The organism is Ruminococcus flavefaciens (assembly GCF_900143025.1).
Classification (GTDB): domain Bacteria; phylum Bacillota; class Clostridia; order Oscillospirales; family Ruminococcaceae; genus Ruminococcus; species Ruminococcus flavefaciens_I.
Genome location: NZ_FRCT01000006.1, coordinates 33,970 through 50,100, shown reverse-complemented (window position 1 = coordinate 50,100; position 16,131 = coordinate 33,970). Strand labels below are relative to the sequence as shown.

Genomic DNA, 16,131 nt, shown 5'->3' with positions numbered 1-16,131 from the left:
CTCACTGTTTTTTCTCTATGGGCAGCTCAACTGTAAAAACAGTTCCCTTTCCTGCCTCGCTTTCCACTCTTACCGTGCCGTTATGGTACATAACACCGTGCTTAACGATAGAAAGTCCCAGACCTGTGCCCTTTATCTTCCGCGAGCGGCTTTTGTCAACGCGGTAAAAGCGCTCGAAAATACGTCCTATATGCTGCTGTGGTATTCCCATACCCGTATCGCTTACGGTGATTATAGCCCTCTGCGGTATATGGGATATCTTAACACTTAGCTTTCCGCCGCTTACGTTGTACTTTATAGCGTTATCGCAGAGATTGTACAGCACCTCGCTGAGTATGGTGCGGTTTCCAATAAGTGACACCTTTTCGCCCGTAAGCTCGGAATTAACGCCCTTTTCCTCTGCACTGAGCCTTAGTCTGTCAAGTATCTCCTCAGCAAGGCTGTAGAGCTCAACGCTCTCATTCTCACGGGGAGCAGAGTCCTCGTCCAGCTTTGAAAGCGAAACTATATCGTTGATAAGGTTTATGAGTCTTTCGGCTTCGCTCCTTATATTTCCGCCGAACTGAACAACATCCTCCTGCTTGACCATACCGTTTGCAAGCATATCGGAGATGCCGTAGATAGTAGTGAGCGGAGTTTTCAGCTCGTGGGACACATTTGACGTAAATTCGCGGCGCATAGTTTCAAGCTCCTGCTTTTCCGTAACGTCCATGATAAATACCACAAGTCCGCAGACCATGTCTATACTGTTTGCAGGACTTGCGATGACCTCTCTCTGACCGCCGCCTGTACGCAGTATACACTCCGAACGCCTGCCGCCGAGAGCATTCATAAGGCATCTTCTGAACACCTCTGAATTATTGAGGGCATATATGCTCTGTCCCTCCGAAAACGCACCTGCTCCGAGAAGTTTTTTCGCACTGGTATTGCAGGTGAGCACATTGAGCTTAGGGTCTGTGATTATAAGACCCTCGTCCATAGATTCTGTCATAAGCCCGAACTGCTCACGGCTGCTCTGTATCTCGTCCATCTGACGGCTTACCTTGCTGTTCTGGCTGCGGAGCTTTTCCAGCAGCGGAGCAAGCTCCTTATAGCTTTTTTTCGTATCGGGGTGAGCAAGGTCGATATTGTTGATAGGTTTAACGATATTATGGGATACCCTTGTTGCCGCAAGCACCGAGAACACGACAACTGCCACAAGAATGAGCAGCATAGGGTTCAATACTCTCAGTAGCTGCGCTTCAAATGACATATGTACGCTGGAAACTCTTATTACAGAGCCGTCATTCAGCCTTACTGCGTAGTTTATGGTCTTTTGCATAATAGTCTTTGAATAGCGTGACGAACTTCCTTCGCCGTTTCTGAAGGCTTCCGATATCTCTTTTCTGTCGGAATGATTTTCCAGAGCCGCAGGAGCTTCCTCCGTATCGTAGACCACCTGACCGTCTTTATCTATCCATGTAATGCGTATATCATCGCCGAAATCGCTGCTGTCGAGAAATTCCTCGCCCAGTCTTTCCACCGCCGACGATACTATATGCGCATCTGTTTTTACTTCCTTTTCCGCCGACTCTACAGACTTGTCGTACATGAGGGCAGTAACAAGGATTATTGCCGATATAACTGCAACAGCGCAGATAGTAATGATGCCTATGAATATTTTTTTAGTCAATAGTCCCGTCACCTGCCTTATATCCCACACCGCGTATGGTCTCTATGAAATCGCCGCAGCTTCCAAGCTTCTGGCGGAGCGTCCTTATATGCACATCGACTGTACGACTCTCACCTGCAAAATCATAGCCCCATATCTCCTTGAGCAGGTCATCGCGTGAAAAGACCTCACCCCTATGCTTCATAAGCATAATGAGCAGGTCGTATTCTTTAAGGGTAAGCGTTACCTTGCTGCCGTCCGCAAAAACCTCATGCTTTGACGGATATACAGTAAGTCTGCCTATTTCCAGCTTTTCAGCAAGATTATCGCCGGTGCGGCGGAGAAGTGCCTTTATTCTGGAGATAAGCTCCAGTGTACCGAAGGGCTTTGCGATATAATCATCTGCGCCGCTGTCAAGTCCCTCCACCTTATCGAGCTCCGAATCCTTTGCTGTCAGCATAATAACGGGGAGCTTCTGCGTATCGGGGTCACTGCGCAGCTTTTTCAGTACAGAGAGTCCGTCCTCCTCGGGGAGCATACGGTCGAGCAGCAGCAGGTCAGGCAGCTCCTGCGCCATAGCCTCTCTGAGAGCAGAAGGCGTTTCAAATCCCTTAGCCGTCATACCCGAGCTTTCAAGGGCGTATATCACGAAATTTCTTATTCCTGCCTCATCTTCAAGCATATATATCATATTATCGCCTTCCATTCGTTTTTAGCCTTTTGAAATCAGCCTTTTGCCTTTAGCCCTTAGCCCTAAGGAATAACGGCTTGCGGAACGCCGAGGCGGCGTTCCCTACAGCAGCGTGACTCTGCACCCTTGCCACGTTGATGCTCGTAAACTCGCTCACATTATTCAAAATCGTTTCTTGTACTTCGCTTACGGTGCATTTATTCGCGGGCGGATAATATCCGCCCCTACAGTTGATTATAGACTGGCGGACTGCCAAAGGCAGCCCCTACATTGCTGTCATAACTTGCGGGCCGTCGAGGACGCCGTCCCCTACAATCTTAGCTCTTAGTTCTATTCACTAATCACTTGCGGGAGCCCGAGGGCGGGCTCCCCTACAATCCACTTGTGGGACGTCGAGGACTCCAAACAGGAGCCGCGACCCTCTGTCCTTTGGACATCTCCCTGTACTACAGGGAGTCACCGTCCCCTACAGTGTGTCATTTATACTTGCATCGTTGCTCTCAGGCGAACACTGTTCGCCCCTACGATCTTAGGCGGAACGCCGCCCCTACTGAATATATTATACGTCTGTTCGGAAAAAAATTCAAGTCCCTGTTAAAATATCCGAAAATCCGCAGAAATGCGTCATAAATTTTTTGTGTATTTTTTAAAAAATAGTTGAATTTCTGCGCTGTTTATGTTATACTGTAATGTGCAGACTTTTGCAAATTTATAAATTCCGCCGCATTTCAGATATACTAAAGACGGCGGAGGTCAGGAGATAATATGAACCTTACAAATATGCTCGTTAATTTAGCACAGATATCAGACGCAGAAAATCCGACTATTTTCCCATTTCCTTTCCAGCTTCATCTCGCACTTGCTGTAATTTCTGTGATCTTTTTCAGCTATAGATTTGCTGTACAGAAAAAGCCTTTCCAGCTTATTTTCGCTATAGCTGTTCCGCTTTCACTTCTCTTATGGGTATCAAATAATAAAACTCTTTTCTACACTGTAGGTATAATCGAGCTCATACTCATTGTCACAGCACTGTTTACTTCCATATTCGTCAAGCCTAAGACAGCCGAGGAAAAAGCTTCTTCCGACAAGAAGGAGGACTGAGCTGTGAAAATTGCAGTCCTTGACTGGTATACAGTAAATATCAGCGGCGATATCCCCACCTCTCAGCTGGAGGAGCTGGGCGACGTAAGGATAATCCCACTTACTCCCCCCGAGGAGACTGCCGCAAATATCGGAGACGCAGATATCGTGCTCTGCAATAAGGTGCTCATAACCAAAGAGGTCATGGACGCTTGTCCGAATATCAAGTATGTGGGACTTTTCGCCACAGGCTTCAACAATGTGGATATAGCTTACGCCGCAGAAAAAGGCATCACTGTCTGCAATGCAGGTCAGTATTCCACTGACGCTGTTGCACAGCAAACCTTCGCATATATTCTCGACCGCTACAGCCGTATCAGAGATTACGATATCGCTGTAAAGAACGGAGAATGGGAGCGCTCTCCCGCTTTTTCGTACTTTCCCGTTCCTACTGCGGAGCTTGCTGGAAAAACTCTTTCCATTGTGGGCTTCGGCTCTATCGGACGCAAGGTAGCTCAGATAGGCTCTGCCTTCGGAATGAATATAGTCGTAAGCACAAGAACTCAGCCAAAGGACTGTCCGTATGAGGTCACAGACCTTTACACAGCCGCAGAAAAGGCTGATGTACTCACCTTCCACTGTCCTCTTACCGACAAGACAGCAGGCATCATCAACAGCAAGCTAATATCACATATGAAGCCCACAGCTATGCTGATAAACACTTCACGCGGCGGCGTTGTAAACGAAAAAGACCTTGCCGACGCACTTAACAGCGGTAAGATAGCTGCTGCTTACCTCGATGTACTGGTAAAGGAGCCAATGTCACCCGATACACCTCTCAAAGGTGCGAAAAACTGCGTGATAACTCCACATACCGCATGGGCTCCTCTTGAAACAAGAGAACGCCTTGTAGACATAGTATGCAGCAATATAAAAGCGTGGCAGAACGGCTGTCCGCAGAATAAAGTCAACTAAAGGAAGCTGATCCTATGAGAAATATATCAGAAAAAAAGCGTATCGTCATAAAGCTGGGTACTTCTACTCTCGCCCACAAGACAGGCAAGCTGAATATCCGCAGAATGACAAACCTTGTGCGCGTTATTTCCGATCTTCACAACTCGGGTCGTGAGATAATCATGGTCTCCTCGGGTGCTGTTGGTCTCGGCGCAGGAAAGCTGGGACTTCCCGAAAAGCCCAAGGATACCAAGACCAAACAGGCTGTAGCCGCTATCGGACAGTGCGAGCTCATGCACGTATACGACGATATGTTCGCTAAGTACAGCGTAACTGTGGCACAGATACTTCTCACAAAGACTATCATCAATAACCCCAATCACTGCGAGAACTTCATGAATACCGTGGAGAAGCTGGTAGGTATGGACGTTATCCCTATAGTAAACGAAAACGATACTATCGCTATTGACGAGCTGGAGCTTGAAATAGGCGAGAACGACTCTCTTTCCGCTCTTGTTGCAGAGCTTTCGGGAGCCGATCTGCTGCTGATACTTTCGGATATAGACGCTCTCTATGACGATGACCCCCGTTCAAATCCCGACGCTAAGCCTATTCCAGTGGTGGAAAAGATAACTCCCGAAATAGAGGCAGTTGCAGGCGGTGCAGGAACAAGTCTGGGCACAGGCGGTATGTCAACCAAGATAAATGCCGCTAAAATCGCCACAAGAGCAGGCATTGACATGATAATAATGAACGGAAAAGACCCCGAAAAGCTCTATGACCTCTTCGAGGACAAGGAGATAGGTACGCTTTTCAAGGCTCAGTAAGCTGTCAGAGGTGTAATTATGGTCATATCTAAAGGCAAGGACAGAGTATCAAAAACAGATACCTATCTCAACTGTGCCGAGGTATTCGCATACCGAAGCACCTGCCTCAAACGCAAATACGGCGCAGTCATCGTGAAAAACGATGTGGTCATATCTACAGGCTACAACGGTTCGCCGAGAGGTATGGAGAACTGCTGCGACACAGGAGAATGCCCGAGGATAGTCCGCAATATGCATCAGGGTGACGGCTACGCCATGTGCAAGGCTGTACACGCAGAGGCAAATGCCCTGCTCAACTGCTCCCGTGAGCAGACAGTGGGTGCAGACCTTTACCTTACAGGCGTAAATCCCGAGGACGGCTCGGTACACAAAGCAAAGCCCTGTCCCTTGTGTGCAAGGCATATCATACAGGCAGGCATCAGAAATGTTTACCTCCGTCAGAGCGACAATGCAAACGACTTTACCGTAATTCCGGCAACCGAGCTGGAATGGTACAAGGCTGAATAGTACAAAAACATAAATACAAGAGGTGTAATTATGAGTTATACAGAGGAACTGGGCAAAAGAGCAAAGGCTGCCGAGGCTGCTGCGGCAGGTGTTTCCACATCGCTGAAGAACAAGGCTCTCGCAGCTATATCAAAGGCTCTTTTGGCAAACAAAGACCTTATAATCGCTGAAAATGCAAAGGATATCGCCAATGCAAAGGCTAACGGCATGACCGAAGCAAAGCAGGACAGACTCATGCTGGACGAAAAGCGTATCAAGGGCATAGCAAAGGGCGTTGACGAGATAATCAATCTTGCAGACCCTATCGGCGAGGTCATCGGCGGCGGAAATCGTCCAAACGGCTTGCAGATAATCAAGACCCGTGTACCGCTTGGCGTTATCGGCATCATCTTCGAGTCAAGACCGAATGTGACCGTTGACGCTGCCGCACTTTGTCTCAAAACAGGTAACGTCGTTATCCTCAAGGGCGGCAAGGAGGCTATAAACTCCAATGTGTGCCTGGGCAATATTATGAGAAAGGCTATCGAGGAGGCAGGACTCCCTGCTGATATGATACAGGTGGTAGAGAATACCGACCGCGAAACAACTACCGAGCTTATGCGCCTTAACGGCTACGTTGACGTTATTATCCCACGCGGCGGCGCAAATCTCATTCAGGCTGTAGTAAAGAACGCTACCGTTCCTGTTATCGAAACAGGCGCAGGAAACTGCCACGTTTACGTTGACGCTTCTGCTGACCTTGATATGGCTGTGGAAATAACCGACAACGCCAAGACTCAGCGTCCTTCCGTTTGCAACGCTATCGAGAGCCTTCTCGTTCACAAGGATATCGCAGACAAGTTCCTGCCCCTCATCGCTGAACGCTTCAAGGCACACAACGTAAAGATATACGGCTGTGACAGAACTATAGCTATCCTCGGCAACAGCGTCGAAAAGGCTACAGAGACCGAATATGCTACAGAATTCAACGATTTCATCATCGCTGTAAAGGTAGTTGATACCATAGATGAGGCTATCGCTCATATAAGAAAGTATAGCACACGTCATTCCGAGTGCATCGTTACAAGTTCACTTGAAAGCGCACAGAAATTCCAGAAGCAGGTAGACGCTGCTGCTGTTTACGTAAACGCTTCCACACGCTTCACAGACGGCGGAGAATTCGGCTTCGGCGCAGAAATAGGCATTTCCACACAGAAGCTCCACGCAAGAGGTCCTATGGGACTTACCGAACTTACAACAGTAAAATATCTGATAAACGGAAACGGTCAGATAAGATAACTGTCTTAGTTATATATCCAGTTTTTATTTGATTTTTGGAGGTCGAAATGGCTATTAGAAAAGATCTTGACGATATGCTCAACAGTCTTATGGACGGCGGCGGCGGAGGAAGTACTCCTGCCCGCAGCCACAATACCCCCCGTTCCGTAAGAAAGAGCAAATTCGACGATATGTCGGTCGACGATCTGCTCCACGCACTGGAGGACGAAAGAAAACATTCCTATGAAGAAGCTCCCGTTGAGGAGTACCACGAGGATACACCGCCTTCTGTATGGGAGTTCGCACCGCCGACAGAAAAAGCTTCTGAGCCTGAGCCGCAGGATGAAGAGGAAGAAGTACCGAATATCATATCAGAGGTCATGCACACCGAGGCTTCGGCTGAAATGACAAGAGTATTCGATACTATCCCTATGGATCAGGAGATCCCTAAGCCTGCGAAGAAAAAGAAAATAGTCATCACAGGAGAGCTTCCAGATTATGAAGCGCTCCGCCGCGAAGAAGCTGAAAAAGAAAGACAGGCACAGCTTGCAAACGAAGCTGCTGCTGAAAGAGCAAGAAGAGCTGCCGAGGCTGCTGCCGAAAGACAGCGTTTAATGGAAGAAGCCGAGCAGCGCAGACTTGCAAGAGAAGAGGCTGAACGCCAAAGACTTGCAGAAGAAGCCGAAAGACAGCGTATTGCCGAGGAGGCTGAACGCTCGCGCAGGATCGCAGAAGCTGCGGCTGAGAAAAGACGTCTTGCAGAGGAAGCTGCCGAAAGACGCCGCCTTGAGGAAGAAGAAGCTGAACGCCAGAGACTTGCTGAGGAGGCTGAAAGACAGCGTATCGCTGAGGAAGAAGCTGAGCGTCAGAGACTTGCTGAGGAGGCTGAAAGACAGCGTATCGCTGAGGAAGAAGCTGAACGCCAGAAACTTGCTGAGGAGGCTGAAAGACAGCGTATCGCTGAGGAAGAAGCCGAGCAGCGCAAAATGGTCATTGAAGCCGAAAAGCTCCGCCAGATCGAGGAAATGAAGCGCCTTGCCGAGGCTATAGAGTCATCTTCACCTGCTGCTGTTACTATGGACGAGGAGATCATCGTAAATTCTTCGTCTGAAAATGAGGTCGACAGAGCTATCGAATCTCTGGGCGAGGCTGCGGAAGAAGCTATTTCAGAAGCAGTTCCCGAGACACAGGAGGAAAGCTCCGAAAAGCCAAAGAAGCTGGGATTTTTCAAGAAGCTTATAAACAAGGGCAAGGAAGAAGCCAAGCCCGATACAGATACAGAGCCCGCTCCGGAGGAAGGTCTCTTTGAAGAGGATAATTCTCCTTCCGCAACAGAGCTTATAGATGCGGCTATTGCTGCTATAAACCACCCCGAAGACAGCGTGTCAGACTCCGACCCTGTAGGCGATATGCTGGACAATATCCGCGAGGACGCAGCAGAAGCCATTGCAGATATGGATACGCCTAAGGAAGAAGCCGCTGAAGCTCCCAACGAGCCGCTTATACTCTCCGACGAGGATATAATCGCAGGGCTTTCTCCAGAATTAAAGGAGCGTTTCGACGAGCTTTCTGCCGATAAGCAGCAGCAGGTCATCGAAATGAGAAGGGCACAGATGGGCGCAGTTGCACCTTCTTTAGTCTCTGAGGACGAGCCTGCGGAAGATGTATTCGCCGCAGATGACGAGCCTGTTGCAGAGAACGAAGCTGTAGAAGCTGACGAAGCAAAAACTGATGAGGAGATCGTAGAAAAGGCTGTAGATGAAGCTGAAAAAGCTGACGATCTATCGGATTTTGCCGCTAAAAAGCCAAAGGGTAAGATAACCTCTGCTCTCGGCCGCATACTCGATGAGGATCCTGACGAGCTTATCGCTCAGCGCAAGGAAAATACCGAGTCAGATGATGCAATAGCAGGCAATCCCTACAAGAAAAAGCGCCTTTATACCATTCTCGGCGTAATATTCACTATTTTTGCTGTTATCGGTATAATAGCTACAATAATCAAGTGTGTGGGATTCTTCCGCAGCTTTACCTCGGGTGAAGCTAAGAAGGACAGCTTCACACAGATGATATACCCTGCCGCTATCATGGATATAGAGCCATTCTCAGACCCGTCACAGCTCACCTCCGAGCAGATAATCACGGCTACTATATGGTCTATAATCATGGACGACAGCAAAATATCAAAGTATGAGCCTACTCTTGATACGGTTTCTATCCCTGATGTAGACGTTGAGAAGTATGCAGTCGAGCTTTTCGGCGAAAATCTCCCTGCTTTCGAGCACGCTACCGTAGGTCCGCTGGAGTCGCGCTTCTACTACGCTGACGGCGTATACAACGTCAGACTCAAGCCAATTACTCATACATATTCACCTGAGATAAAATCTATCGTCAAGAACGGCAATACCTATACTCTCAATGTTGACTATGTTGACGAGCTGCCACAGTGGATGGAAAAGAATGTGTCCAAAAAAGTTGAATTCCGCCTTACCGAAAAGGACGACGGTACATTCAAATTCAGCTCTATGAAGATAATTTCTGTAAATAACGGAAATATATAAGAATAATGAGGTCCGGAAGCAATTTCGGACCTCTTTGTTTAGACTCAATTATTACAATTAAGAAAAAAACTCCGCGAAATTATTACAAAAAAAATACAAATTCAAAAGAATTGGGAATATAAGGCTCTAAACGGTTGACATTTTGCTTTTTTGCTGATAAAATAGATATGATGCCTTTATAGCATCTATTATCTTTAGGAGGAGGAGCTGCTTTGGGAGACAGTAAATTTTGCTACAGATGCATGGAACAGTATGATGCATCGCTTCATGTTTGTCCCGCTTGCGGATTTGTTGAAAGCGATACGCACGAACCCATGTATGTCCCACCCGGTACAATACTCCACGGCAAGTACCTCTGCGGTATTCTTCTGGAATACAACGGCGAGGGTGCTACATATATAGGAACTGACATTTCAACAGGAAAGAAAGTGCATATCAGGGAATATGTCCCTATAAACCTCTGCACCCGTGTAAAAAACAAACCAACTATCAGTGTAAACTATAACAACCTTGCTAAATACAAGGCTTTTATGGCGGAATATACCGAGCTTAACAAGTCTCTTGCAAGACTCAGGAACAATACCAATATCCCGCCTATCCTTGATATGTTTGCCGAGAATAATACGACCTACACTATCTTTGAGTACATCGAAGGCGTGAAAATGCTGGACTACCTCAAGGAAAATGCAGGTGAGCTGAGCTGGGAACAGGTATCAAAGATATTCCCGCCACTCTTTACTACTATCGGCATACTCCACAATGCAGGTATAACTCACCGCGCTATAAGCCCCGATACTGTGTATATCACAGACAAGGGCGAGCTGAAGCTCTCAGGCTTCTGTGTATCAGCTGTAAGAACTGCAAATGCAGGTCTTGAATACGAGCTTTTCAAGGGCTATGCTGCCCCTGAGCAGTATTCTGCAAACAGCAGCAGCCGTCAGGGTTCATGGACTGACGTTTACGGAGTCTGTGCTCTCCTCTACAGAGCACTTACAGGCTGTATGCCCGTTGACTCGCTCAGCCGTCTGAAACACGATGACCTGCATGAGCCCCATGAGCTTGATTCACGCATACCGCGCCATGTATCAAGAGTTATCATGGAGGGTATGAATTTAAACGGCAGAGACCGTATACAGACTATCACAGAGCTTGTTACAAAGCTGTTCGAGCAGCCCACCGAGGAGGAAGAGGAGGAGCTTGAAAGTACAACTGTGCTTCCCGATCCTGTTCAGTCCTCTTATGAGCAGCAGCCGCAGTATCAGCAGCCCGTTTACGAGCAGCCTGCATATGAACAGCCTCAGTATCAGCAGCCTGAACCTCAGAATGTGATACACCAGCGCAGTCAGCGCCGCAATGACAACTACAGCTATGAAAAGGTCAATACCGTTGACCGTATAAAGGTACCTATAATCATAGGTCTGCTTCTTCTGGCAATTCTTATGACTCTTGCAGTCATAATAATCCATATGTTCTCAAATCCTGAGCAGGAGGAAAGCGAGACTGTAAAGCCAAAGCGTCCTTCTGTTACCGAGAATGTCATAGATGAACCCGATACTACTAAGGCTGCGGATACAGAAATGCCTGATCTGGTTGGAAAATTCTATGAACACTCCAAGGAGCTCTGGAAGGAGCACTTCGTTCTCGATGCGGATTATTCGTACAATGATGATTACGAAAACGATATGATCTTTGAGCAGAGTATCAAGGCAGGTGAAATGCTTTCACAGGGACAGGTAGTCAAGGTTAAAGTAAGCAAGGGCAAGTCCTCAGCTTATATCCCTGATTATAACGGCTTGACCGTGGATCAGTACAAGAATGCACTTGACAAGGCCGGTATTTCCGATTTCAATTATCAGTTCGTTGAGTCAAAGAATTCCTACGGCAAGGCAAATACCGTTGTTGAGATACAGGTGGACGGCAAGCCCGTTAAGCCTAACGATTTCTTCAGCAACAAGGAAGGCAAGAAGCTTACAGTATACTTCGTTTCTGAGACTTCAGCAGCACCGCAGTACACTACTGCTGCTCCTCCTCAGACTACGGCAGTCGTAACTACTCAGGCTCCTGTTGTAACAACACAGGCTCCTGTTGTAACTCAGCCGCCTACTAATCCGCGTGAGCCTGTAACAAATCCACCCGAGCCTGTTACAAATCCTCCAGAGCCTGTTGAACAACAGCCTGTTGAGCAGGGCAACGAGGGCGGAGAAAATCCACAATAATGCTTTTAAGCCGCAGTAAATACCTACTGCGGCTTTATTGTACGGTATAAACCTCTGAAATCATAAAAGCCACAGCTATCGCTGTGGCTTTTATGATAAATTGTAAAGAATATCATTTATCGAAAACGACTTGCTCTTTGCAAGCTGAAGTCGGATCGACCTGCGGAAAATAGCGGGAGCTCTGTAACTCCACCTTTATTTGCAATATAGCTGCAATTCAGCTTAACGTGCTGCTCCGCCGATTACCGTCAGCGGAGCAGTCGGTATTTACACATGATCTTTATTTAGATTCCTCAGCAGCAGGCTTTTCAATTTCTCCATCAGGAGCAATTCCGGCAGGATCAACCTTGTCGAATACAGTTACAAGACTGAGCTGGAACTGTGTCTGCTTGCCGTCTGTATGAGTTACCTTTGCACCTGTTGCAAGGTTCTTGAAGCCGCATGACTTCGCACCGTTGATAGTCTTATCGCTGATAAGAACATATCTGTACTTCTTCTGATACTTTATATCAAGACCATCAGTAACTATTGCGTTATCCTTGCTCCATGTACCGTCCTTTTCGTTCTCGGCATTATAGATACAATTGAGAAGCACAGTAGTCTGTGTAGTTCCTGACATAAGCTTGTCATCTGCCTGATTATCGGTTGCGGTAGCAATTACTGTACCGCCTGTGATATTGATGCCGCTTACAGCTGTAAGACCTCTGTCACCGCCTGCAATGAGCTTGCCGCCGCTGATATCTATAGTAGTTTCAGACTGTATAGCGTCGTTTCCTGCCTTTATCTTGGTGTTTCCGCCTGAAATGGTGACAGCACCCTTAGTAGACTTGATACCGTCGCCCTCAGCTTCGATCTTCAGCTTTCCGTCCTTGATAGTAACGGACTTCTTGCCCTTTACGGCATCTGCTTTATCTTTTGAGTTCAGCGCTGAGATCTTGACTTCACCGCCGTTGAACTTTATGTCATTGTTGCATGAAACAGCGTCCTGAGTATTTGCTGTGATCTCAAGAACACCGTCGCCCTTTTCGCCGCCCTTGATAGTAATATCGTCCTTGGCTTCGATAACAGCAAGCTTGGCATTATCACCTGCATAAGCAGTATCGCCGTCTGTGATAGTATTAGTTGTACCGTCAACAATGTTTATAGAGGTGTTCTCCGCATTAGTAACGAAAATAGCAGGAGCTGTCTTGCCTGCGATATTCGCATTGTTGAGGAATATCTTTACTGTCTCGGCATCTGCCTTTTCATCGGCAATTTTTACGTTGATCTGTCCGTCATCAAGAGTACCGTCAACGTAGAATTCACCTGAATGAGTGATAGTGACTGTTGTACCGTCTACTGTTGCATTTTCACCCTCTACCTCGATAGAAGTATTCTTAAGGTGTATCTTTGTAGCATCTGCAACAGGAGTGGATTTGCCGTCGCTGAGCTCTCCCTTGCCTAAAAGGAACATCTGGACAGCCAGTGCGTCATTGGTGGATACGCCGTCAGCTGCACCGTTACAGTCTGCATTTTTCCAGCCCTGCTCGGTTATAGCGTGAGCATCTGTACCGCCCACACCATACTTGTTTGGATTAGCAAGTGCCTGCATGATCATTACTGCGTCGGAAAGGTCTACCTGTCCGTCGCTGTTTGCGTCGCCCACCATTGTTGAGACTGCCGTATCAGCTGCATAGCTGAGAGAGGGTAATGCTACAGCAGTCATACATACAGCGGAAAGTCCTGCAAGGAGCTTCTTTAAGCTGCTTCTGTTCATAAACATCAATCTCCTTTTAATATCACCCACAAAAGCCAACCATGCATTGACTATAGTCAGATTATAACGGTCTCACCTTGAAATAATCTTAAAATTGACTTAAAGTACAATTAAGTTTACCTTTTAATGGGTGTAAAATAATATGTCCCCCAATATTTCCTGTAATATTAATTATACACTTTTTAATGCTTTTAATCAATTAAGCAAACGATACAAAAATATTATTATCGCTTTAGATATATTGCTTAATCAGAAGCAGTTCCCACAGTGACTTGCAAAAAATCAGTTTTTGCAGTATAATAAATATAACGCAACCGACCGTTAGCTGTCAGCCCTGAAAAGCTGATCACTAAAGGTCAACAGCTCAGATAATTATGAGGGGAGGCAGCCACTGTGAATATAGACGCAAATACTGAACAGATACTTTCCGAGCTTGAAAGCTGCGGCTTTGAAGCTTATATGGTCGGCGGCTGTGTCCGTGACGGCATTATGGGCAGAGAGTGCCATGATATTGATATAACCACAAATGCTCTCCCCCAGCAGATGTTGGAGGTCTTCCGCGACTACAGGGTGATACCCACAGGAATAAAACACGGGACTGTTACCGTACTGTGCGGCGGTGTCCCCTTTGAGATAACCACCTACCGCATTGACGGCGAATACACAGACCACCGCCGTCCCGATAAGGTGGAGTTCACATCTGATATCACCGCAGACCTTGCACGCCGCGACTTCACCGTAAACGCTATTGCTATGGACAAAAACGGCAGCATAATTGACCCCTTCGGCGGCAAAAATGACATTGAAGCAGGTATCATAAGATGCGTAGGCGAACCCGAAAAGCGTTTCACTGAGGACGCTCTCAGAATAATGCGTGCCGTGCGCTTTTCTTCACAGCTCGGGTTTGAGATAGATGAGAATACCGCAGCAGCAGTCCACCGCATGAAGGACGATCTTAAAAAGATATCACGCGAGCGCATACGCGAGGAGCTTGACAAGCTTATCTGCGGTAAAAACTGCATTGATGTGCTGCTTGGATACAGCGATGTGATAACCGCTGTCATTCCCGAATTTCAACCGTGTATCGGACTTGACCAGCGTTCCCCTTACCATAAGTATACGGTGTGGGAGCATATCGTCCGCTCACTGGATTCCGCTCCCTGTGAGGATATCCTCCTCCGCAGAGCCCTTTTCTTCCACGATATAGGCAAGCCTGCCTGCATGACCCTTGACGAGAACGGACGAGGACACTTCAAAAAGCACGACAACGTTGGTGCCGAAATGACTCGGGAGCTTATGAGACAGCTTAAATACGATAACAGGTCAATTGCCGATGTTTCGACTCTTATTGCCAATCACAGCAAAAAGATACGGGACCGCGCAGACGTAAAGAAAATGATGTCCAATATAGGTGACGAGCTTTTTTTCAGCCTTATGGTGATGAAAAAGTGCGATAATTCGGCTAAAAATGAATTTGTCCTTGCTGAGAACGTCTTTTTTGACAAGCTCATTGCTATGGGACACGAAATAATCAGCAATAACGAGTGCAGAAATATCCGCGGACTCGCCGTAAAAGGCACAGACCTTGCCGCACTTGGCTTCAAGGGCGCAGAAATAGGCGGACTTCTCCACGAAATACTCGGGCTGGTCATTGAAGGTACGCTTGACAATAACAGAACCGAGATACTAAAATACGCAGAACAGAGGTGCAGACAATGACAGGAAGGATACATTCCACAGAGAGCTTCGGAACAGTCGACGGTCCCGGAGTACGCTTTGTTGTGTTTTTTCAGGGCTGTCCCCTCAGATGCAAATACTGCCACAACCCCGATACGTGGGACTTTTCAGGCGGTAAGGAGACCACTGCCGAGGAGCTTATGAAGGAGTATGACTCATATAAGGAGTTTCTCAAATCAGGCGGTATCACCGCAACAGGCGGCGAACCTCTTGCACAGCCCGAGTTCCTTGCAGAGCTTTTCAAACTTGCAAAAAGCAAGGGAGTCCACACCTGTCTCGATACATCGGCAGGAGTTTACGACCCTGCTCACCACGAAAAGATAGATGAAGCCCTTAAATATACCGACCTTGTCATGCTTGACATAAAACATATCGACAACGACTGCCATAAGGAGCTCACAGGCAAGGGAAACCGCAATATACTTGCTTTTGCCGAGCATATCCGCGATATGGGCATACCTGTCTGGATCCGACACGTTGTTGTCCCGGGGATAACCGATAAGTATGAGGAACTTTTTGCATTGGGTGAGTATCTTTCCACGCTCAGCAACCTGAAAGCCCTCGATGTTCTGCCGTATCACAACATGGCGAAGTCTAAATATGCCGAGCTTGGACTTGATTATCCTCTGGGCGATACTCCGCCGCTAACTAAGGAAGAAGCCATAAAAGCCCGTGATATCATCATGGACGGCATACGTTCGGGACTCCGCAAACAAAAATAATATCTCTCAGACCTCTGACACACATCAGGGGTCTTTTTCATATTATGTAGCAATGTCTTGTATCATAAGACATTATGCTACAGCCTTTAGCCTTTAGCCTGTAGGGGGGCGATGCCCACATCGCCCTGTATTTTTATCGGGCTGATGTAGGCATCAGCCCCTACGATTGACTAAC

At 47.3% G+C, this 16,131-nt stretch carries 12 protein-coding genes; 9 read left to right on the top strand and 3 right to left on the bottom strand.

The window, feature by feature from the left end; all coding sequences use genetic code 11:
- Nucleotide 1: 1 nt before the first annotated feature.
- Together BUB28_RS07865 and BUB28_RS07860 are read right to left on the bottom strand one after the other, a co-directional pair.
- Nucleotides 2-1,672: an ATP-binding protein gene (locus tag BUB28_RS07865; RefSeq protein WP_072950428.1), complete on the bottom strand. Its 1,671-nt coding sequence runs from the start codon at nt 1,670-1,672 to the stop codon at nt 2-4.
- Nucleotides 1,665-2,342 (bottom strand): response regulator transcription factor, encoded by a 678-nt coding sequence (locus BUB28_RS07860; RefSeq protein WP_072950704.1) that lies wholly within the window; start codon nt 2,340-2,342, stop codon nt 1,665-1,667. Before BUB28_RS07860 ends, BUB28_RS07865 begins: the two co-directional genes overlap by 8 nt.
- Nucleotides 2,343-3,107: 765 nt before the next feature.
- Here BUB28_RS07860 and BUB28_RS07855 point away from each other — a divergent pair.
- From BUB28_RS07855 to BUB28_RS07825, 7 genes are all read left to right on the top strand, one after another.
- Complete coding sequence (locus tag BUB28_RS07855) at nt 3,108-3,443, top strand: hypothetical protein (RefSeq protein WP_072950427.1); 336 nt, start codon at nt 3,108-3,110, stop codon at nt 3,441-3,443.
- Between the two features lie 3 nt (nt 3,444-3,446).
- Entirely contained in the window at nt 3,447-4,397 is a 951-nt protein-coding gene (locus tag BUB28_RS07850) for a D-2-hydroxyacid dehydrogenase (RefSeq protein ID WP_072950425.1), read from the top strand.
- A 14-nt stretch (nt 4,398-4,411) separates the two neighbouring features.
- Nucleotides 4,412-5,203: a glutamate 5-kinase gene (proB, locus tag BUB28_RS07845; protein WP_072950424.1), complete on the top strand. Its 792-nt coding sequence runs from the start codon at nt 4,412-4,414 to the stop codon at nt 5,201-5,203.
- A gap of 18 nt (nt 5,204-5,221) precedes the next feature.
- The gene (locus BUB28_RS07840; RefSeq protein ID WP_072950422.1) at nt 5,222-5,710 is read left to right on the top strand and encodes a deoxycytidylate deaminase; all 489 of its coding nucleotides are present in this window, start codon (nt 5,222-5,224) and stop codon (nt 5,708-5,710) included.
- A gap of 30 nt (nt 5,711-5,740) precedes the next feature.
- Nucleotides 5,741-6,988: a glutamate-5-semialdehyde dehydrogenase gene (locus BUB28_RS07835; RefSeq protein WP_072950421.1), complete on the top strand. Its 1,248-nt coding sequence runs from the start codon at nt 5,741-5,743 to the stop codon at nt 6,986-6,988.
- Nucleotides 6,989-7,035: 47 nt separating this feature from the next.
- Nucleotides 7,036-9,525, top strand: a complete 2,490-nt coding sequence (locus BUB28_RS07830) for a coiled-coil domain-containing protein (RefSeq protein WP_072950419.1) — start codon at nt 7,036-7,038, stop codon at nt 9,523-9,525.
- A gap of 212 nt (nt 9,526-9,737) precedes the next feature.
- Nucleotides 9,738-11,741 (top strand): protein kinase domain-containing protein, encoded by a 2,004-nt coding sequence (locus BUB28_RS07825; RefSeq protein WP_072950418.1) that lies wholly within the window; start codon nt 9,738-9,740, stop codon nt 11,739-11,741.
- Nucleotides 11,742-12,021: 280 nt separating this feature from the next.
- Here the strand turns inward: BUB28_RS07825 and BUB28_RS07820 are convergent, their stop codons facing one another.
- A complete protein-coding gene (locus BUB28_RS07820; RefSeq protein ID WP_072950416.1) occupies nt 12,022-13,497 on the bottom strand; it encodes a carbohydrate-binding domain-containing protein in 1,476 nt (491 codons plus the stop codon).
- Between the two features lie 393 nt (nt 13,498-13,890).
- Here BUB28_RS07820 and BUB28_RS07815 point away from each other — a divergent pair, with 393 nt between their 5' ends.
- A complete protein-coding gene (locus tag BUB28_RS07815; RefSeq protein ID WP_072950406.1) occupies nt 13,891-15,216 on the top strand; it encodes a CCA tRNA nucleotidyltransferase in 1,326 nt (441 codons plus the stop codon).
- Nucleotides 15,213-15,956, top strand: coding sequence for a pyruvate formate-lyase-activating protein (gene pflA / locus BUB28_RS07810; RefSeq protein WP_072950401.1), 744 nt, complete (start codon nt 15,213-15,215; stop codon nt 15,954-15,956). Before BUB28_RS07815 ends, pflA begins: the two co-directional genes overlap by 4 nt.
- Nucleotides 15,957-16,131: the final 175 nt, after the last annotated feature.